This is a genomic window from Bradyrhizobium sp. dw_78, assembly GCF_018449525.1.
Lineage (GTDB): Bacteria > Pseudomonadota > Alphaproteobacteria > Rhizobiales > Xanthobacteraceae > Bradyrhizobium.
In genome coordinates, this window is record NZ_JAAVUS010000005.1 from 289,751 (window position 1) to 308,754 (window position 19,004).

Below are 19,004 nucleotides of genomic sequence, written 5' to 3' on the forward strand. Positions count from 1 at the left end.
GACGTTCTGGATTCATGACGGCGGGAACTCCGGTTCGGCAAACTAGCGCCGCAGCATCTCGGTATTGGACGGCCGGCTGTTGTTGAAGAGTAGATAGAGCGCCCGGGGATTGGTCGTCAAATAACGCCAGAACAGCCGTCGCGGCTCCTGGTAGATCCGCCAGGCCCATTCGAGTCCAACGGCCTGCATCCATTTCGGGGCGCGGGCCCGGCTGCCCGAAAGGAAATTGAACAGGCCGCCCGCCGTCTTGATGACACCGACATTCGACAGGCGCGGCGCGAATTCCTCGACAAAGGATTGTTCATAGGGCACGCCGAGCGCCACCCACAGATAATCCGGCGCCAGCGCGTTGATCTCGTCGACCTTGGCGCGAAGCGCATCGCCGCGCAGATAGCCGTGGCAATGTCCGACGATCTTCAAATTCGGCACGGCCTTCCGCACATTGGCGACGGCGGCGTCGTTTTCCCGTTCGTCGGTGCCGAACATGTAGAATGTCAGCCCTGCGGCCGCGGCCTTGCGGGCGACGACGTAGAACAGGTCCGTGGTCGCGACGCGCTCGGGCAATGGCGTTGCGGATTTGAACCGGGATACGGTGACGAGCGGCTGGCCGTCCGCATTGATGAGATCGGCCGTGCGGAACAGCCGCTGGGTCATCGGTTCGGTCGCGCAGCGCGACAGCACCTCGCCATTGGCCGACGTCAGGTACAGCGGCCGGTCGGTCCGGCGCACCGGGAAGACCATGTCGATCATGAAATTCGCGGTCTGCTCGATGTCGAGCACGGCGAGCCGAAGGCCGCCCAACGAGATTCGGGGCACGTTGGCGGTGGCGGCTCTGCCGACGGGATTGGCGCGGCGCTCAAGCATATTGTCTGTTCCGCTGGCGGTGGATGGCCACGGGGGCCAGTTCATTCAGGACGACGCCGATCAGTCTGTGTTCCATGCCGCCGAGCGCCGCGATGATGTCTTCCATGCAGCCATTGATGTCGAGACTGGCGGGCAGGATCGCGATGAGGCCGCTGGCCTCGTCAAACAGATTGTGGTCGGCCGGGCTCCAGGGCATCGCCGGCCCGTCAAGGATCACGAGGTCGTAGCCGCCGGACGAACGGGCTTCGGCGATCGCCTTGTGAAGGGTATCGCTCGCCCTGGTATCGCCCGCTCCCTTGACGATCGGCAGCACCGAAATTCCGTTCGCGGTCTCGATCATGTCGGAAGGCTTGGACGCACCCGAAAGCCTGGCGCCGATGTGGAGCCAGCCAGACCGGCCGGTCTCGCTCTCGCCGACGCGGTTGCGGTTCACCTTGTCCGAAAGCGCATGGGTGAGATGATCGGCATCGACCATCAGCACTTTGGCGCCATCGCGCGCGGCCGCCAGCGCGATATTCAGCGCGGCGATGCTGCGATCCTCCGTGGCGCCGGCGCCGATCACGGCGATGACCGGCGTCGTATCCGCAGCCGAACGCCTGGCCAGCGGCGCGCGCATGTCGCGCATGGCGTTGGAGAAGGCGGTTGGCGGCAAGCCCATCCGCAGCGTCGGCCAGCCGATCTGGGTCAGGTCCGCAATTCCACCGCTGGCCAGGATTGCACCGAGCGTCCGCATCACGTCGGATTGCTGCAGGCGCGCGATCAGCGGCTTTTTGACCAGGGCGATCGCCGCCGCTTGCGGCTGCGGCGAAGCGCTGGACGGTTGCGCTGCGGACGGTTTCGTCGGTGATCTTGCCGGCTCCGGTTCGGTGCTGCCGGGCGATGACTGGTCGGCTGCGACCATCCAGCCGGCCGCCGCCAGTGCGCCGAGCGCGAAGCCGACCATCGCCAACAGGCTCATGGCTGGCGGGAAGGTGCGGCGTTGCGGCACCGTGGCCTCGCCGATGATGCGCGCGCTCGACGTGTTGAGGCTTTCCTGCTCTTCGGTCTCGCGCGAGCGCTTGAGGAAGGACTGATAGAGGTCGCGGCTGGCGTCGGCCTCGCGTTCGAGTTCGCGGAGTCGGACCGAAGCCTGGCTGAGCTGGACGCTCTGGCGCTTTTGCGTTTCCAGCGCCCTGCCCAGCGAAGCTTCAAAATCGCGGGCGCGGGTCAGGTCGTTTCTGGCCGACTGCGCGAAGCGGTCGATTTCCTCGTTGATGGTGCGGTGCAGGTCGTCCACCTGCTTTTCCATCTGGTGCAGCGCCGGATGCAGCGGTCCCAATTCTCCCGCCATCTCCGCATAATGCTTGCGGGCCTCGGCATATTGCGAGCGCAAGTTTGCGACGGTCGGCGACTGCAATGCCTCCGGAATGGCGCCGACATCGGTCGAGGCGCGGCGGCTGGCCTCGATCTGGTCGTATTTGGCCTGGGCGTCGAGCGTCAGCGCATGCGCCGCGGCGAGCCGCTGACTGCCGGAGGAAAGCTGCTGGTCGCTGATCTGCGTATCCTGGCTGCCGACGAAATTATTCTGCGCCTTGTAGACGGCCAGTGCGTTTTCGGCGTCGCGAAGCCGCTGCTGCAATTCCTTGAGCCGGCCGGACAGATCCGTCGTCGCCCGCCGCGCGGCGGTGGCTTGCGAGCTTCTGGATTCCGCAAGGTAGGCGTTGGAGATCGCATTGGCGAGCATCGCCGCCTTGGCGGGATCCCGCGACCAGACGTCGATGTCGACGATAAAGGTACGGTCGGGCTTCTTCACGCTGATGTGGCGGCTCAACGCTTCCAGCGCGGCCATCTGGCCGAGCTTGTCGTCGCCGGCGGAATGGGTCTCGATGCCGAATAATCCAAGCAGCTTTCCGATCGTGCTCTTCGATTCGCCGCCGAACTCCGGATCCTGGTCGAGATGGGTGTCCTGGATCACCTTCAACAGGACGCTGTTCGAGGTGATCACGCGCGCCTGGCTGTCGACCACCATGGCGAGGCCGGAAATATCCTGGGAGCGTGGCGTGAGCTCGCGGTCGACCAGATTCAATTCGCGAGGGTCGACGTAAAGCTGCGCGGTCGCCGAATATTTCGGCGTCAGGCTTTTGCCGACCGCAACCGCGGCGCAGGCGCAGATCAATCCGGCCACGGCAATGGCGGCCCTGCGCCGCCACAGCAGATGGCCGAGCTCCTGCACGCTGAAGCCCGCAAGCGTCCGCGCCAGCGCCTTCGGGGCGCCGGGCCCGGGCTGGCCTATCGGCTGATCATAGACAAGCATGGGCCCCAGCTTCCATTCGAACTGCCGCACGCACTGGCCGAGGGGCTATTTTTCCGGCTGCGCCGGACGCGCAACAATTCGGCGCGGAACAAACGCAACAGGAACAATTAACCATACACATGGCTGGACTATTCACCGAAATGGCAAAAAAAGCGTTTAAGCGCGCCTGCGATCTTGTTCTCTGGGCCGCCAGACAGATGCAGAGGCCCGGTCTGCCGATGTCCTGGCCGCGGCCAAACGTCAACGCTGCGTCGCCGGGCTGACGGCTGGCAGGCATTGCAGCTTTGGACCGCCTCGCGGACATGGTTCAGCGCTTTCGCAAGATCAGGTGATAGTCGCCGTGGCGGACGTCGGTCTTTTCCGGCAGGAAGAAATTCATGACGGCGGCGGACGCGTCGATCAGCCTGGCGAGCATCGGCTTGCGGGCCCGTATTTCCGGAAAACGCGGGCTTTCATATTCCTTCCGGTAGATCACTTCGAGACCATGCGTGCCGGCAAAGGCCTCCAGCTTCGAAAGTGTGACCAGCGGATGGAAGAAGGTCGGAAACGGCGCTTCGCCGGGGAGGCCGGCGTTCTCGATGCCGCGCACATAGCGGTAATACCAGACGTGGAACCAGTGCGGCGTATATTTGGTGACGACGCCGGATAGCGATCTCGGGTTGGGCGCGCCGATCAGGATCAGCCCGTCCTGCTTCAGCGCCTCGCAGAAACCGAGCAGGGCGGATTCGGTATCGGGAAGATGCTCGATCACGTTGTAGCAGATGACGAGATCGAAACTGCCGGGCTCGAAACGATGGGTCTGGACGTCGCCGAGGATCTTTTCCTGCGCGTAATCATTGTTGCGAATCTGGTCCTCGTCGATATCGACCACGGTGACGTGAGCGCGGTGCAGCAGGCCGAGTGGCAGGAAGCTGGTGGATCCTCCGCCTGCCTCATAGATCGCGATCTCGCTTTTCGACTGCAGCCTGGCGGAGAGGATCTCGTGAACGGTGAGCAGGCTTTTGCGCGCTTCGCCGGGCGGCAGTTCGAGCAGCGACTGTGGATGCGCGAATGGCCGCGCATGGGCGGATGCCTGCGAGCCGGCCGTCGTATCGAAGGGCGCGTAGCTGAAATCGGGGGCAAAGGTTTTGCTCATTGATTTTCACTCCTGAATACGAGGCTGTAGACGATGGCTGCGGAGAGCGCGTAGAGGCCGATATAGATGCCGTTGAGCCAGACACCCCATTCGGTGATGCCGCCGAACCAGATCAGCAGCAGCGCCAGGGCGACCGCCTTCAACGCGACCTGCGAGGTGGCGAGCACGGCGCGGACCGTCATCTGCTGATAGGCGAAGAACAGTTCGGAGTGATATTCGAGCAGGTTCTTGAAGGCCGGAACCGCGAGCAGAACGCCGAGCAGTGGCGCGGCCGACGCGATATTGTGGCCGAGAAGATTCGGCCACAGCCATAGCATCGTCAGCAAACCCGCGAAGGCGAGGGTCGAGGTCAGTGCGATCGCCGCCTCGACGCCCAGGCTGCGGCGGATCTGGTTGCGCGCACGGCGTTCCAGGATCAGCTTGCGCGAATACAGCACGAAGAAGGTGCGGATCGGCACCGACGTGAAGTCGATGATCCGCGAGGCGATCGCGTAAATGCCGACGGTTCGCTGATCCGCCAGCGAGAGCATCACCACCTTGTCGATCTCGTTCTGCGAGATGAAGGCGCAATAGGCGACCGAGAACAAGAGCGCGTCGCGAATCCGCCCCCAGAACAGCTCTGCGCGCCAGCGCAGCCGGACGCGCGGCTGGTAGAACGCGACGGCCAATGCCATCGCGGCGATATTGAAGATCACATAGAAGGCGGACCAGGTTTCGATGTCGTGGCTGCCGGAGGCCAGGAACGCGACCGCGCCTGCGCTGCGCAACGCGGTGCCGAGGCTGATGACGAACGATGCGGAGCCGTAGCGGCCGAGCCCGTTATTGACCTGATGGATCATTTCCACGATCCGCCAGGTTCCGGACTCGACAAGGATAATGGCGATGAAGGCGGTCAGCGACAGCGACGGGGTGAACAGCAGATAAAACACCGGCAGCGCAGCCGCGAGGCAGAGCGGCAGCGAGATCAGCCAGCTCGCATAGAACACGGCGAGATAGCCGCCGAGCGTGCGGCGTTTGCCGGCAGCGGCCCGGAACGCAAACGACGAGAAGCCGAGCCCCGAGAAACAGCCGATCATGATGCCGGTCGATGACGTCGAGGCGAATACGCCCATGTCGTGCAGCGACAGCGTATTGGCCAGGATCAGGAAATACACGGCTTGCAGCCCGAGCCGCGCCCCGGCGCCGGCGAAGACCTGGAGATAGTTGGCCAATTGCCCGCGAACGGCGTCCGTCAGCGTCTCGCGCAGGCGAGACACCCACGAGATGACGGGAATATCCAGTTCGAGCGTGTTTAAAGGTTCGGACTTCATTGCCGTTCAAGACAGCAAGATCGGTGCCGGGCGGCCTCGACAACCGGATCGCGCTTCGATTCTGGTTAATTCGATTCCGGTAACCATCGCGACAGATACGCGCCGCGGGTTCCGCTGCTGGACCGGTTATTGCAATGCTTCCTGCGTATCGCTGGCTTCCAACGCGGACTTAACTGAATGCATCGTGCATCCATGTCGAAATTGATCCATTCGCGGCGTGACTTCCTTGTTCACGCGGCGAAGGCCGCCGCGTTGGGTATTTCCGGGACAGCCGCATTGTCCGGAGTGTCCTCATTTGCGACACCGCTGACGGGGGCGGGCCAGACCTCGGCCTCCGACGAACTAATTCCTTACGGCGCCGCGGCGCGATCCGACGCGCTGGTCTCCGACCTGCCCTATCGTGACGCGATTATCGCGAATTGCCGCATGATCGTGCCGGAGAGCGAATTGAAATGGGACGCGTTGCGCCCCACGCGTGGCGAATTCAGATTCGAGAAATCCGACGCGATCGTGGATTTCGGCCGCCAGAACGGGATCGCGGTCCGTGGCCATACGCTGGCCTGGTACGGCGCGATGCCGGGCTGGACCGATGAGATCGCGGATCGCGCCGAGGCCGAGCGGGAACTGGTCGATCATATTGAAACGGTTGTGTCCCGATATCGCGGCCAGATCCCATCCTGGGACGTGGTGAACGAACCGCTGGCGGAATGGCCGGACGACGAATTCGCGTTCCGGCCTTCGATCTGGGCCAGGCGGCTGGGTGCGGATTATCTGTCGATCGCGCTGAGAGAGGCCGCGCTCGCGGATCCGGACGCGCGGCTGGTGCTTAACGAATACGACGTGGAGTTCAAAGGCCCGCGCTTCGCGGCGCGGCGCAAGGCGCTGATTGCGCTGCTGCGCTCCTTGCGCGACCGCGGCGTGCCGCTGCATGCCGTCGGGCTGCAGGCGCATCTGTTTGCGGACCGCGCCATCGATCGCGACGGATTGCAGGCGCTGCTTGCCGAGATCAAGGCGCTCGGGCTCGATGTGCTGGTCACCGAACTCGATGTGATCGATTATACGCTGCCGGGCAGGGTGAGCGAACGCGACGCCATGGTTGCCGGCGTGGCCGGGCAGTTTCTTCAGGCGGTCTGCGATGTGGTTCGGCCGAAGGCGATCCTGACCTGGGGCTTGAGCGACCGCTACACCTGGGTGCCGATCTATTTCACGCGCCGCGACGGCATGCCGAACCGGCCATTGCCGCTCGATGCCGATCTCAGGCGCAAACCGCTCTACGACGTCATCGACGAATTCAGGCGCAAGCCTGCTTGATTAAAGCCTGCCTGATCAAAGTTTTTAAAGGCCTCTGGCCGTTACGGATCCGATTGCATCATGAGTCAGATTTCGACCGAAATTGAAACCCGCAGACGCCGCGCCGCGCCGGCGAGCCCCGCCTGGGGCCGGCAATTGCTGCGCGCCGCGACCGCGCGCCTGCGCCAGGTGGCCTGGCTGCGGCGGATCAAGCGCAAGCTTGTGCAGTTCGAGCATGGGCATGAGGAGGCGATCTATCGCAATTCCGAGATTGCGCAGCGGAACCTGATCGCGACATGGAAGCAGCTCCAGGCGGCCGGTGTGATCCTGCCGCTCGAACAAGTCGGCTTCAGCCGCTTTTCCGAATTCGAGGAAGACGGCCTCCTGCTGTACCTGCTGACGCTTGCAGGATCGGCGTCGCGCACGGTGGTTGAAATCAGCTCGCAGGACGGCCGTACCTGCATGGCGACCAATCTTCTGGTGCATCATCGCTGGCGCGGCTTTTTGTTCGACGGCGATCCGGTGTTCGTCGCGGAAGGGCAGCGCTTCTTCGCATCGCATCCAGCCACCCGCGCGATGCCGCCGGTGATGAGGGCGGAGTGGTTCACGCGCGACAACGTCAATCGGGTGCTGGCTTCCGCGGGCGTTCCCGATGAGGTCGACGTGCTGTCGCTCGATATCGACGGCAATGATTTGCATCTGTGGAACGCGATGACGCTGCGCCCGCGGATTCTGATCTGCGAATTCAACAATGCGGTGCCGGGCGAACTCGCGCTCACCATTCCCTACCGGCCCGATTTCAACTATGCGGCGCTGCCGCCCGACCAGGCGCTGTTTCGTTCGGCCAGTCTTGCGGCCTATGTCGCCGTCGGCCGGCGCAAGGGCTACCGCCTTGTCGGCATGAACGCGCTCGGCTTCAACGCCATCTTCCTGCGCGACGACGTGCTTGTGGCGGAGATGCCGGAGATTCCGGTGTCGGCGCTCAATGCCCATCCGTTCGTCGATGTGGCGCGGACACATTGGGCGCAGATCGCGCATTTGCCGTGGATCGAGGTGGCAGCAGATGGCAATCTCTGAGATGTCGTCTCACGCCCGCAGTGTCGCGGCGATGTCGCGGCCGCTCGATCCCCTGGTCGGGGCGGTGGTGTGCGTTCCGAGTTTCCGTCGTCCACAGCATTTGCGGCGGACGCTGCAATCGCTCGCCGATCAGCGCACCCATCGCCGCTTCGCCGTCGTCATTGTCGAGAATGACGCCACGGGAGGCGAGAGCGTCCCGGTTGCGGCCGAATTTCTGCGGACCGGCAAGTTGCAGGGGCTGTGTGTGGTCGAGCCGCGGCAGGGTAACTGCCACGCGATCAATGCCGCTTTCGAAACCGCGCTCGGCATGTTTCCCGCGGCGACCTATCTTTTGATGATCGACGACGACGAGGTCGCCTCGCCGGATTGGCTGGAGCAAATGGTGAAGGCCGCCGAGGCGACCGGCGCGGATATCCTCGGCGGGCCGGTATTCCCGAATTTCGACGACGATGCCAAGCGCGGCTTGCGCCGCCACCCGGCGTTTTGCCCGGCCTATGAAGCGAGCGGCCCCGTACCGGTCATCTATGGCTGCGGCAATTGCCTGATCCGGCGGACGGTATTCGCCGGGCTCGAAGACTCCTTGTTCGATCTTCGCTTTAATTTTCTCGGCGGCGGCGATACCGATTTTTTCGTGCGTTGCCGCCGGGCCGGAATGAAATTCCACTGGAACGCCGACGCGGTCATTACCGAGACAGTTCCGCAAAGCCGGACCAGTCTCGGATGGCTCGCATTGCGGGGCTTGCGGATCGGCGCCATCAATTATCATGTCGAACTCAAGGCGGCGCGAACCGCGTGGAAGCGGCTGAAGCTGCTTGCGATCATGCTGGCAAAGCTGCCTCTGTCGCTGCTGCGCGCGGTCGGACTCGTCGTCACCGAACGAAAGCCCATTATCGCGTTGCATCCGATGGCGGTCGCGCTTGGCAGCGCGCTGGCGTCGCTCGGAATCGAACCGCAACCCTATAAAGCCTCGAAGATCACATCTTGAGCCAGTTCGCCACCACATCGGAAGCCCGCGCCGTCCTCGGTGAATTGCGGCGTCAGCAGGTGATCGACCTGGTGCGGGCGTCGGCCTTCGTCGGTGCGTTGCTGCTGGCGTGGGTCTCGCTGCGGCCATTCATCGATCTCGGCAACCAGGATCTGAAGGACCTGTCGACCGGTAACGAGACGCTGACCTATCTGGCATTCGGCAGCATGGCGTTGCTGATGCTCGCGCTGGCGATGCGGGACAGCACGCAGGCGCTAGCGACGCTGCTTTCGCCGGGCTTCATGCTGTTCGCCGCCTGGATCGTCGTCAGCGTGGTGTTGTCGCTCGATCCCGCCACGTCGATCCGCAGGTTCGCGCTGAGCGCCTGCGTCATCACCGTGGCCGCGGTCACGATGTTGCTGCCGAAATCGCAGAGCGAGTTGGTGCGCTGGTTCAGCGTCGCGGCGTTCGCACTGCTCGGGATCTGCTATCTCGGGATCGTGCTGGCGCCGGACCTGTCGATCCATCTGGCGACCGACGCCCAGGAGCCGCATCTCGCCGGCGACTGGCGCGGCTCGTTCGGCCACAAGAACGTGGCGGCGGCGATGATGGCGATGCTGCTGTTCATCGGCATCTACATCATACGGTCGGGATGGCGGTGGCCGGGAGCGGCGATCATCGCTCTCGCTTCGCTGTTTCTGGTCAATGCCGAGGGAAAAAGCTCGACGGCGCTGTTCTTTATCGTGATGGCGCTCACCTCGCTGACGTCGCGCATTCGCTCGTTCTGGCTTCGCGCCGTGATGTTCCTCGCCCCGCTGCTGATGCTGAATCTACTCAGCGTCGGCACTGTCGTGAGCGAGACGTTGGCCGACATCGCCAAATTACTGCCGCTCGATACCAGTTTCACCGGCCGCATCGATGTCTGGACCTTCGCCATCCAGGCGCTGCAGGAGCGGCTGCCGACCGGATATGGCTTTTCCGCGTTCTGGGGATCGAGCTCGATCCAGAATCTTCCGGAAGGCATGGAATGGGCGGAATATGCCTCGCACAGCCATAATGGCTATCTCGATAGCGCGCTGGCGATGGGACTGCCGGGCCTCGTGCTGCTGATTGCGGTACTGGTGATTGCGCCGTTGCGTAATTTTCACGCCGCCGATTACGGCCGCAATGGCGGACCGCTGGCGATGCTGTTCCTGCGGATATGGCTGTTCGGTCTTTATCTCTCCTCGATGGAAAGCTTCTTCCTCGATCGCGCGGATCCGTTGTGGTTCACGTTTCTGATCGCGGTGTTCGGGCTGCACTATCTGGCGCGGTTTCGGGTGCGGGATTGATATCGAATTGCGCCAGCACGGCTTGCGCGACATCCCGCCACCAGCCGTCGAAATCGAACGGCGTCTGCGCCGGCGGCGATTTCAGCGATGCTACGATCGTGTCGGTATAGGCCGCATCGCCGGAGCCGCGTGGGACCGGCACAATGACACCGTGCTCGATCAACGCCCGGAAACGCGGGTGGTGGTCGAATTCATCCGCCTCGGCCGGACCGGTGACGACGACCGGACGGCCGGACTGCGCGCAGGCGAGGATGCTGCCGCGCCGCGCCGTGATGCCTTCTTCAAGCGGATAGCAGAAGACATCGATCTCGCTGAAAATGCCGAATACCTCGGCATCCGACGCGATATAGCCGCTGACGATGACATCGCCGGTAATCCCAAGCTCGGCCGCGCGGGCATGGAATTCTTCCTCCACCTTGTCGGTGCCCCGGATGAACGAACCGACATAGACCAATAGCGGCTTGAGCCCGCGATCCCTCAAGGCGGCGCAGATCTCGAGCAGCGCGTTCGGCTGCTTGCCCGGATAGATCGATCCGAAATGGCCGATCACCAGCCGTCCGTCCCGGCGCGCCGCCGCGAGCCGCTGCCGCAATTCGGAGTTGGCGGTTGTGGACGGCGCTTCGATGTTGGGCGGCAGCGGCGCCAGCACGCATTTCCGCGCCGTCCAGCCGACGGCCGGATCCCCGGCGAGCTGGCGCTGCACCAGCGGGGAGAACATCACGATTCTGCCGGCAAGCAACAGCGCCGGAATATAGCTGATGCGGCGCAGCCAATGCAGCCCGTCCCATTCGTGCTGAATCAGGACAACGCGCCGGCCTTTAAGCCGCGCCACCGCCAGCGCCAGCAGCGGGCGAAACATGACGCGCTTCCACGCCACGATCGGGAAGTTGCAGACCACGTTCCGCGCCGCGCCCGTCGCGCGCCAGATCTCGGCAACCGATCCTTGGTCGCGGGTCAGGGTTAATGTGGTGCTGCTGCCGGGATCGAATTTCTCGATCCTTTGGCGCAGCAGGCGGGTAAATTGCCCGACGCCGCACTGCATCTGCTGCCCGGCGCCGAGAAACAGCGCCTGATATAAGCGTGCTGGAGTCATGGTTCGGGGCCGGCGCTGCGTTTCTGAAAATGTCCGCGTTAGCCATACATCGCAGACATTATCGCCGGGTAAGCGGCTGCGGACGTCCTGGGCACCCTTCTTGCCAGATATCGGGTGAAGACCGGCCGTTCGTCTCATATCGGCACATGGCGGATGACCGGCAAGGTGATGGCCTGGCGGCTTTGGGACAACGTCTGGCGCATGGCGCTGGTCGTTAACAAACCTCAGGCGAACGAGAATGGGCAGGAGTACGGCGATGACGGCGAAGGTTTTGACCGATTGGGACGAGACGCATTCGGCGCTGTGGGGGCACCAGCCGATCCAGTTGGCCCATGAGATGCACAAGACGCCGTTGTTCTCGATGGACACGCTCGCCGCGCTGATCGAGCGCTATCCGCGCGAGCATTACAGCCTGGTGCAGACCGGCGCCAAGGGATCCGAACGTGTCTGGCGCGAGGGTGTAATCGGCGATCTCGGCGGCCATCAGGTGATGGATGCGATCGCGCGCGGTGGCCTCTGGCTCAACATGCGCGATGTCGGCGCGGTCGACAGCCGCTATCGCGCCTTGGTCGACCGGATGTTCGAGGAAGTCGCGGCAAACGTTCCGGGATTCGAGGCCTGGAACCACCAGGAAAGCATCCTGGTGTCGGCGCCCGACGCGCAGGTTTATTATCACGCCGACCTGCCGGGACAGGGCCTGATCCAGATCGCCGGCCGCAAGCGCGTCTACGTCTATCCCAACACGCCGCCCTTCATCACCCCGCGGAATCTCGAAGACATTGCGCTCTATAACGTCGAAGTCGATATGCCCTACGAGCCCTGGTATGACAGGCACGCCCAGGTGTTCGACATCGGCCCGGGCCAGATGCTGAACTGGGAGTTGAACGCGCCGCATCGGGTGGAAAATCTCGGCACCTTCAGCGTGTCGATGACCATTTCCTTCACCAATGATCATATCCGCCGTTCCGAGGTTGTTAATCTCGCCAACGGTCTGCTGCGGCATCGTTTCGGCTATACGCCGAGGAGTCGCAACCTGCGCGGCCCGTCCTATTTCCTCAAGGGCGTGATGCAAAAGCTTTACCGCGACAGCGGCTGGGTCAAGCGCGAACGCAGCGTGCGTCGCCCGACCGAATTCCGGCTCGATGCAACTCGGCCCGGCCAGATCGTCGATCTGCCGAAGGCAGCGTAAGGCGGCTATCGACAATGACAGTTTTGGCGGCGAGGGCGATAAATACGGGCGCGAGGGTGGTCTTGCGTGCGACTGGATTCCACGTCGAGTTTGTCCGCGACTGGCGCCAGGTTTCGGCGCGCTGCGGTGACGCCCGGGCGCTGACGCCGTTCCAGGACCGCCGCTGGTTCGATGCCTGGTATCAGGCGTTTGCCGATTTTCACGAGATCGAGCCATTGATTGCGATCGTCTCGGATGCGGCGACCGCAGAACTGGCCGCGATTTTCCCGCTGGTTCGCCGGGTGCGCAGAGGCATCCGGATCGTCGAATTCGCCGATCACAATCTGACGGACTACAATGTTCCGCTGCTGCACGCCGCAGCCCCGCGCGATGCGGCGGGGATGCGGTCACTGTGGCGGGACCTTACCGCGGCGCTGAAACGGCTGCCCGGCGGCACCGATCTCGTTCGTTTCCGCAAAATGCCATTTGAGCTCAACGGTGTCGTCAATCCGCTGACACTGCTCGACGGCGCGCGCCTGTCGCGGCTCAACGGCAATCTGGTCACGACCGGCGACGATTATGACGCTTGGCGCTATTCGCTGGAGCGGACCGTCCGCAAGGAACTGGAACGAAGCTGGCGCGTGTTCACGCGCCATGCCGATGCTTCGTTCCGGATCGTGACAGGGCAAGATGAGGCATTGCGCCTGCTGTCGGCGATGGAGGCGCAGCAGGATGCGCGAATGCGCAATCTCGGGCTGAAATTCATGCTCAATGACGAGGCCTGCGCCGCGTTTTACCGCAGTCTTGTCCGCGAAAATCTCGGCAACGGCTATGCCGTGATGTCCGCGCTGACGGTCGGCGAAGAGGTGATCGCCGCGCTGTTCGGAATTCGCCGCGGCTCGGCTTACGTGATGGTGCGGATCAGCAATGCCGGCGACAAATGGTCGAACTGCTCGCCGGGCCGTCTCATCATCGAGCGCACCATGTCGGCGCTGCACCAGGATGGCGTGCGGCATTTCGATTTCTCGATCGGCAATTATGCCTATAAGCGGCGTTTCGGCGTGGCGCCGCTGCCGCTGGCCGAAATCACCGAGGCGTTGAGCTGGCGCGGGCTGCCCTTTGCGCTGCGCGATCGCGCCGCGCGCGAACTGCATCGTCATCCGCGGCTTTCGGCCCATGTCGCGCGCGCGCTCGGAAAGCCGTCGGCGCGCGAGGACTACTAAGGCACTGTCGGTTCCGATTCTATCGGAACCGAAGCTCTAGATCGGCCGCACCACCTGCGGCTGGCCCGGCGAGCATTCGAGCGTGTCGCGATCCCACTTCCCGGCGATGGCCGCGGCCTCATAGGTGCTTTGCAGAAATTCCAGCAGCGCCTTGTCGGGATCGTCAGCCGTGCGCACGGCATCGTAGGGCAGGATGAATTCGCCGAGCGCCTCGCTGAAGAAGGCCGCATCGGGCCGAACCTTGGCGGTCCGGTATCCGGGGGGCTCCGGATAGCCATAGGAATAGAACGCGGGATAATCGATCGCTCCGCTTCCCGGCCAGAAGCCGGCGCTGCTGACCTCGTGCGAATAGGCTTCGCAGGCGACCTCGTCGGAGAGATTCGGCACGCCGCCGGGATGACGTGGCGCGCGCCGCCCGGAAAAGCGCGTCACCGCGAGATCGAAACTGCCCCAGAAGAAATGCACCGGGCTTGCCTTGCCAAGGAAGCCGGTCCGGAATTGCTTCAACACCCGATCGGCATTGACGAGAATCTGGAAGAAACGCCGCACCGCATCGGCGTCATAGGAGGCGTGGCGGCGGTCTTGCGAAAATCGTACCGGGTCCGGCAATTCGTTCGGCATCTCGTCGATCTCGACGTCGATGCCGAATTCTGCGAGCGCGGCCATCACGGCTTGGTAAAAGCTCGCGACCGACTGGCCGGCCAGTGCGAACTGGCTCTGGCCGCCATCGCTGGTCGAAATCCGCAAGGCATGGTCGATGAAATCGAAGTCGATTTGAAAGACGTCTGTGCCGTCGGGGATCGGCGAGGTGGTCAGGCCGCGCGAGGTGACGTAGAGGGCGACATGCCAGGAATGGTTCAGCCAGGGCGAGCGCGCGAAGCGGATCTTGCCGACCACCTGGGTCCATAGATGCAGCGTGTCATAGGTCTCGCGCCATCCCGCAAGCGGCAATTCCGACCACGCGGCTCGAACAACATCGTTCATGCTTCACCGTCACGGATCATGATCGGCGGTCCCTTGCGCTGTCCCTTGCCATGACCAAGGCCGGGCGCGCCGTGGCCCGGCCTTCATGTATGAACCAGCGCAATCGACCGACGAGGCCTGCGCTACTTCGCTTTCGCCGGATCCTTGGCGAAGGCGGCGTCGACCTCGTCCTTCTTGATGCGGGCCGCCGGGTTTCCCTTCTGGTCGAGATTTTGTTCTTCGGTGCCGTCGCCCATCATGCCGGGATGCTCGGCGGATTTCGTTTTGGTGTGCTTGGGATCGGACTTGTTAGTCATGAGTGGTCTCCAGGCGCAAATGCGCCTAACTCAACTTTGTATCAGTCCTCGGGTTCCATTGCCCGTTCATTATTTTACCGGACGGGGACTTTGTCAGACCGGCTGCGTCACGCGCCGGCACATTCCGGGCAATGACGCCGTCCCCGTGAGGCGCGGTAAAGGCTTTTGCAATACCAGCGCCGCGCCAGCGCCTGCATGGGATTGCGAGCCATTTGAACGAACAGGAGAATTTCCACCACGGCAAAGACCCTCGTACTTCAGGACGGAGAGATAGGGCGACGTTCCCCGCGGAAAACGCCGCCCCGACCGTATCAGCCATGCAGTTCAGTTAGCCATGCAGTTTCTTGGCGGTCTCCGCGATGATCTGCCCTTGATAGCGCGCGCCGGCGAGTTCGTTTTCGCTGGGCTGGCGGCTGCCGTCGCCGGCCGTGATCGTGGTTGCGCCATAGGGCGAGCCGCCCGTTACCTCGTCGAGCTTCATCTGGCCGGCAAAGCCGTAATTCAGGCCGACAATGGTCATGCCGAAATGCAGCAGATTGGTGATAATGGAGAACAACGTGACTTCCTGGCCGCCATGCTGGGTGGCCGTCGCGGTGAAGGCGCCGCCGACCTTGCCGTGCAGTGCGCCCTTGGCCCAGAGGCCGCCGGCCTGGTCGAGGAAATTTGCCATCTGCGAGGACATCCGGCCGAAACGGGTGCCGGTGCCGACGATGATGGCGTCGTAATTGGCGAGGTCCTCGATTTTCGCGACCGGCGCTGCCTGGTCGATCTTGTAGTAGGAGGCCTTTGCGACGTCCGGCGGCACCAGTTCGGGGACGCGTTTGATGTCGACGGTAGCGCCGGCGCCGCGCGCGCCTTCGGCGACGGCATTCGCCATCGTTTCGATGTGACCGTAAGCGGAATAATAGAGAACGAGAACTTTTGCCATGATGATCTCCGTTGGCGTGGTTTGAGGTGAGAGTAAGAGCAGCAGTCATGGCCGGGTTTTGTCCCGGCCATGACGTGTTAGTTTGAAGGGAAAGTCGTGGATGCCCGAGGCGACCCCGGGCATGACGAAGGCCTGAGATTAGGCCGCATCGACCAGCACCAGTTCGGAATCCTCCAATGCGGTGATCCTGAGCTGGGTTTCGTCGCGGATCGCGGCGCCGTCGCGGGCATTGACCCGCACGCCGTTGACCTCGACCGCGCCCGCGGCCGGCACCAGATAAAGGTGACGGCTCTTGCCGGGTTCGTATTCCGCGCTCTCGCCGGCCTTCAGCGTGGTGGCGAGCACCCGCGCGTCGGCGCGGATCGGCAGCGCGTTCTTGTCGCCTTCGAAACCGCTGGCGATGGTGACGAGCTTGCCGGAACGGTCCGCCTTCGGAAACGGCTTGGCGCCCCAGGTCGGCTGGCCGCCTTTGCCGGTCGGCTCGATCCAGATCTGGAAGATCCGGGTTTTGCCAGGTTCCAGATTGTATTCGGCGTGGCGAATGCCGGAGCCGGCGCTCATCACCTGCACATCGCCTGCTTCGGTGCGGCCCTTGTTGCCGAGGTTGTCCTGATGGGTGATCGCGCCCTCGCGAACATAGGTGATGATTTCCATGTTGGCGTGCGGATGCGGCGGAAAACCGGTGTTCGGCGCGATCTCGTCGTCGTTCCACACCCGAAGCGCGCCGTGGCCCATGTTGTCGGGATCGTAGTGGCTACCGAACGAGAAGTGGTGCTTGGCCTTGAGCCAGCCGTGATCGGCGCCGCCGAGTTTTGCAAAAGGTCTGAGTTCGATCATTTGCTGTTCCTCATCTGCTGGGTTCCCTGGAAGGCTCCGGGCTGGATGCCCGCCTCGCCAGGATCGTTTCATGGGCTGTGGATAGGACTCCGGCGTTGGTATAGAAATAGAAACTATTGAAACTCATTGTTTCCGAAATCGACCATAGGGGCGAATCCGGTGTCGAAACTTCCCGATTTCGAAGCGCTCGCGATTTTTGCCAAAGTCGTTGAACTGCGGTCGTTCGCGGCCGCCTCGGCCGAACTCGCTCTGTCCAAGGCGACGGTGTCGAAAGCCGTCAGCCGGCTCGAGGAGCGGCTCGGCGCGCGGCTGTTCAACCGCACCTCCCGGCGGCTCGCCTTGACCGATGCCGGACAAAAACTGTCCGAGCGCGCCGCGCGCCTTCTGGCCGACGGCGAGGCGGCGGAGAGCGAGGCGTTGTCGCAATCGGTGGCGCCGCGCGGGCTGGTGCGGCTTGCGGTGCCGATGACGTTCGGGGTGAAAGTGGTGGCGCCGGTCCTGACGGAATTTCTCAAGACCTATCCCGATGTCTCGATCGATCTTCATCTCAGCGACGCCATGGTGGATTTGATCGGCGAGGGCTTCGACGCCGGCCTTCGGATTGCGAGCCTGCCGGATTCCTCGCTGATTGCGCGGCGGCTATGCACGATGCCGCGCTACACCGTGGCGGCGCCGGCCTATCTCAAGCGCTATGGCCGGCCGACGCATCCGATGCATCTCGCGCAGCACCGATGCTTCGCCTACACCTATCTCTCCACGCCGAATGTCTGGCACTATACCAACGCGGCGGGCGAGCAGGCGAGCGTGCGACCGGCCGGACAGTTGCGCGTCAACAACGGCGAAGCGCTGATGCCGGCGCTGATCGCCGGGCTCGGCATTGCCGATCTGCCGGATTTCATCGTCGGCGACGTCATCGCATCGGGCGACGTCGAAGTGATCCTCAAAGGCTGGAAGCAGGCCGAAGGTGCGGTGCATCTGGTGATGCCGCCGGGCGGCCCGCGCCCGGCGCGGGTCGAGGTGCTGGCTGAATTTCTCGCCGGGCATTTCGCAAAGCGGAGGAAGCGGTGAATCGCTTGCGCGAAAAAGATTGTAGATTGTAGGGCGGGCCCAGCCTGAGCCGCGATCTTCACATTTTGTTGTCTGTCGTGAACCTTCCCAAATCTCATTTATTGGCGACCTTAGGCGAGCGCGTGTGAACATGCGTGTCATGAAATTCAGAGGAAGGACCGGACATGGCAGCACATCGGATTGTCCTGAGCCTTGCCGCGGCGATCGGCTGGACAGCGGCTATGGCAGCTCCCGTTTTCGCGCAGGAGAACCGGGGGACGCAGGAACAGCAGATGGCGTGTACGCCGGACGTCTTCCGGCTGTGCGGCGCGGAGATTCCTGACAGGGACCGGATCGTCGGATGTTTGCGGCAAAATACGGCGCTGCTCAGCAGGCCGTGTCGCGCGGTATTCGAATCAAATGTCGGTGCTTCGCAGTCGGCGCCTCAGCAGGTGGTGCCCGGCAGCCACGCCGTGCAGCCCGGTTCCGGGGATGATGACGACGACGATTAGAGCGTTTTCGAGCGAAGTGGATACCGGTTCGCGTGAAGAAAATGCGTCAAAACAAGGATACAAGGATCTAGAGCTTCGGTTCTGATTCAATCGGAACCGATCATGCATCTGGGCTTGTTTGCTCAGGGGCGTTGTTCGCAGACATCGACCCATTCGGCGCCGACCAGTTCGGCCATCCGCGACGGTGTGATGCGCACCGCGCTGTGGGTCGATCCGGCGGCCGGCACCACTTCGTCGAACGCCTTCAGCGACACGTCGCAATAAATCGGCAACGGCGTCTTCAGCCCGAACGGACAGACGCCACCGACTTCGTGGCCGGTGATCCCGGCGACCTCGTCGAGCCCGAGCATTTTTGGTTTGCTCCCGAACAGCGCCTTCACTTTCTTGTTGTCCATTCGCGAGGTGCCGCTGGTGACGATCAGCACCACGCGCTCGCCGACCCTCAAGCTCAGCGTCTTGGCGATCCGCCCCGGCTCGACGCCAAAGGCTTCGGCGGCGAGCGTGACCGTCGCCGAACTCTGCGGGGATTCGATCACGGCGATATCGGGGGCTTTTTCGGCGAAAAACGCGCGGACCGACTCAAGACTCATGTTCAGGCGGACTCAGTTCAAGACTTGTGGGCGGCGTGCTTTCGATCGACCGCGATCAGATC

The 19,004-nt window shown here is 63.2% G+C and carries 18 protein-coding genes; 8 read left to right on the plus strand and 10 right to left on the minus strand.

Features of this window, described 5'->3' with window-relative positions; all coding sequences use genetic code 11:
• Nucleotides 1-42: 42 nt before the first annotated feature.
• From HB630_RS15705 to HB630_RS15720, 4 genes are all read right to left on the minus strand, one after another.
• Entirely contained in the window at nucleotides 43-864 is an 822-nt protein-coding gene (locus tag HB630_RS15705) for a WecB/TagA/CpsF family glycosyltransferase (RefSeq protein WP_213773160.1), read from the minus strand.
• Complete coding sequence (locus HB630_RS15710; protein ID WP_213773161.1) at nucleotides 857-3,157, minus strand: exopolysaccharide transport family protein; 2,301 nt, start codon at nucleotides 3,155-3,157, stop codon at nucleotides 857-859. Before HB630_RS15710 ends, HB630_RS15705 begins: the two co-directional genes overlap by 8 nt.
• A 307-nt stretch (nucleotides 3,158-3,464) precedes the next feature.
• Nucleotides 3,465-4,292: a class I SAM-dependent methyltransferase gene (locus HB630_RS15715; protein ID WP_213773162.1), complete on the minus strand. Its 828-nt coding sequence runs from the start codon at nucleotides 4,290-4,292 to the stop codon at nucleotides 3,465-3,467.
• Nucleotides 4,289-5,602 (minus strand): hypothetical protein, encoded by a 1,314-nt coding sequence (locus HB630_RS15720; protein ID WP_213773163.1) that lies wholly within the window; start codon nucleotides 5,600-5,602, stop codon nucleotides 4,289-4,291. Before HB630_RS15720 ends, HB630_RS15715 begins: the two co-directional genes overlap by 4 nt.
• A 177-nt stretch (nucleotides 5,603-5,779) precedes the next feature.
• Here HB630_RS15720 and HB630_RS15725 point away from each other — a divergent pair, with 177 nt between their 5' ends.
• From HB630_RS15725 to HB630_RS15740, 4 genes are read left to right on the plus strand one after another with little or no spacing between them, the layout of a single operon-like run.
• Complete coding sequence (locus HB630_RS15725) at nucleotides 5,780-6,913, plus strand: endo-1,4-beta-xylanase (protein WP_249780876.1); 1,134 nt, start codon at nucleotides 5,780-5,782, stop codon at nucleotides 6,911-6,913.
• A 60-nt stretch (nucleotides 6,914-6,973) separates the two neighbouring features.
• Complete coding sequence (locus tag HB630_RS15730; protein ID WP_213773164.1) at nucleotides 6,974-7,969, plus strand: hypothetical protein; 996 nt, start codon at nucleotides 6,974-6,976, stop codon at nucleotides 7,967-7,969.
• On the plus strand, nucleotides 7,956-8,954 hold the full coding sequence (locus HB630_RS15735) for a glycosyltransferase (RefSeq protein WP_213773165.1): 999 nt from the start codon (nucleotides 7,956-7,958) through the stop codon (nucleotides 8,952-8,954). The genes HB630_RS15730 and HB630_RS15735 overlap by 14 nt, the downstream gene beginning before the upstream one ends.
• Nucleotides 8,951-10,264 (plus strand): O-antigen ligase, encoded by a 1,314-nt coding sequence (locus tag HB630_RS15740; RefSeq protein ID WP_213773166.1) that lies wholly within the window; start codon nucleotides 8,951-8,953, stop codon nucleotides 10,262-10,264. Before HB630_RS15735 ends, HB630_RS15740 begins: the two co-directional genes overlap by 4 nt.
• Here HB630_RS15740 and HB630_RS15745 read toward each other — a convergent pair.
• A complete protein-coding gene (locus HB630_RS15745; RefSeq protein ID WP_213773167.1) occupies nucleotides 10,203-11,357 on the minus strand; it encodes a glycosyltransferase in 1,155 nt (384 codons plus the stop codon). The two genes, HB630_RS15740 and HB630_RS15745, sit on opposite strands and share 62 nt — an antisense overlap.
• Nucleotides 11,358-11,613: 256 nt before the next feature.
• Between HB630_RS15745 and HB630_RS15750 the strand changes: the two genes are divergently transcribed.
• Together HB630_RS15750 and HB630_RS15755 are read left to right on the plus strand one after the other, a co-directional pair.
• Nucleotides 11,614-12,546 carry a hypothetical protein gene (locus tag HB630_RS15750; RefSeq protein ID WP_213773168.1) on the plus strand — a complete coding sequence of 311 codons (933 nt, stop codon included), beginning with the start codon at nucleotides 11,614-11,616 and terminating at the stop codon, nucleotides 12,544-12,546.
• 56 nt (nucleotides 12,547-12,602) lie between these two features.
• Nucleotides 12,603-13,748: a GNAT family N-acetyltransferase gene (locus tag HB630_RS15755; protein ID WP_346656099.1), complete on the plus strand. Its 1,146-nt coding sequence runs from the start codon at nucleotides 12,603-12,605 to the stop codon at nucleotides 13,746-13,748.
• Nucleotides 13,749-13,784: 36 nt separating this feature from the next.
• On the opposite strand, the gene HB630_RS15760 is transcribed toward HB630_RS15755, so the two are convergent.
• The 4 genes from HB630_RS15760 to HB630_RS15775 form a co-directional block, all read right to left on the minus strand.
• Entirely contained in the window at nucleotides 13,785-14,732 is a 948-nt protein-coding gene (locus HB630_RS15760) for a DUF5996 family protein (RefSeq protein ID WP_213773170.1), read from the minus strand.
• Nucleotides 14,733-14,854: 122 nt separating this feature from the next.
• Nucleotides 14,855-15,028, minus strand: a complete 174-nt coding sequence (locus HB630_RS15765) for a hypothetical protein (RefSeq protein WP_213773171.1) — start codon at nucleotides 15,026-15,028, stop codon at nucleotides 14,855-14,857.
• A gap of 328 nt (nucleotides 15,029-15,356) precedes the next feature.
• The gene (gene wrbA / locus HB630_RS15770; protein WP_213773172.1) at nucleotides 15,357-15,956 is read right to left on the minus strand and encodes an NAD(P)H:quinone oxidoreductase; all 600 of its coding nucleotides are present in this window, start codon (nucleotides 15,954-15,956) and stop codon (nucleotides 15,357-15,359) included.
• A gap of 138 nt (nucleotides 15,957-16,094) precedes the next feature.
• Complete coding sequence (locus tag HB630_RS15775) at nucleotides 16,095-16,793, minus strand: pirin family protein (RefSeq protein ID WP_213773173.1); 699 nt, start codon at nucleotides 16,791-16,793, stop codon at nucleotides 16,095-16,097.
• Between the two features lie 159 nt (nucleotides 16,794-16,952).
• On the opposite strand from HB630_RS15775, the gene HB630_RS15780 reads away from it, so the two are divergent.
• Entirely contained in the window at nucleotides 16,953-17,861 is a 909-nt protein-coding gene (locus tag HB630_RS15780) for a LysR substrate-binding domain-containing protein (RefSeq protein WP_213773174.1), read from the plus strand.
• 164 nt (nucleotides 17,862-18,025) lie between these two features.
• Nucleotides 18,026-18,352: a hypothetical protein gene (locus tag HB630_RS15785; RefSeq protein ID WP_213773175.1), complete on the plus strand. Its 327-nt coding sequence runs from the start codon at nucleotides 18,026-18,028 to the stop codon at nucleotides 18,350-18,352.
• Nucleotides 18,353-18,474: 122 nt separating this feature from the next.
• Here the strand turns inward: HB630_RS15785 and HB630_RS15790 are convergent, their stop codons facing one another.
• Nucleotides 18,475-18,942, minus strand: coding sequence for a YbaK/EbsC family protein (locus HB630_RS15790; RefSeq protein ID WP_213773176.1), 468 nt, complete (start codon nucleotides 18,940-18,942; stop codon nucleotides 18,475-18,477).
• Nucleotides 18,943-19,004 lie beyond the last annotated feature (62 nt).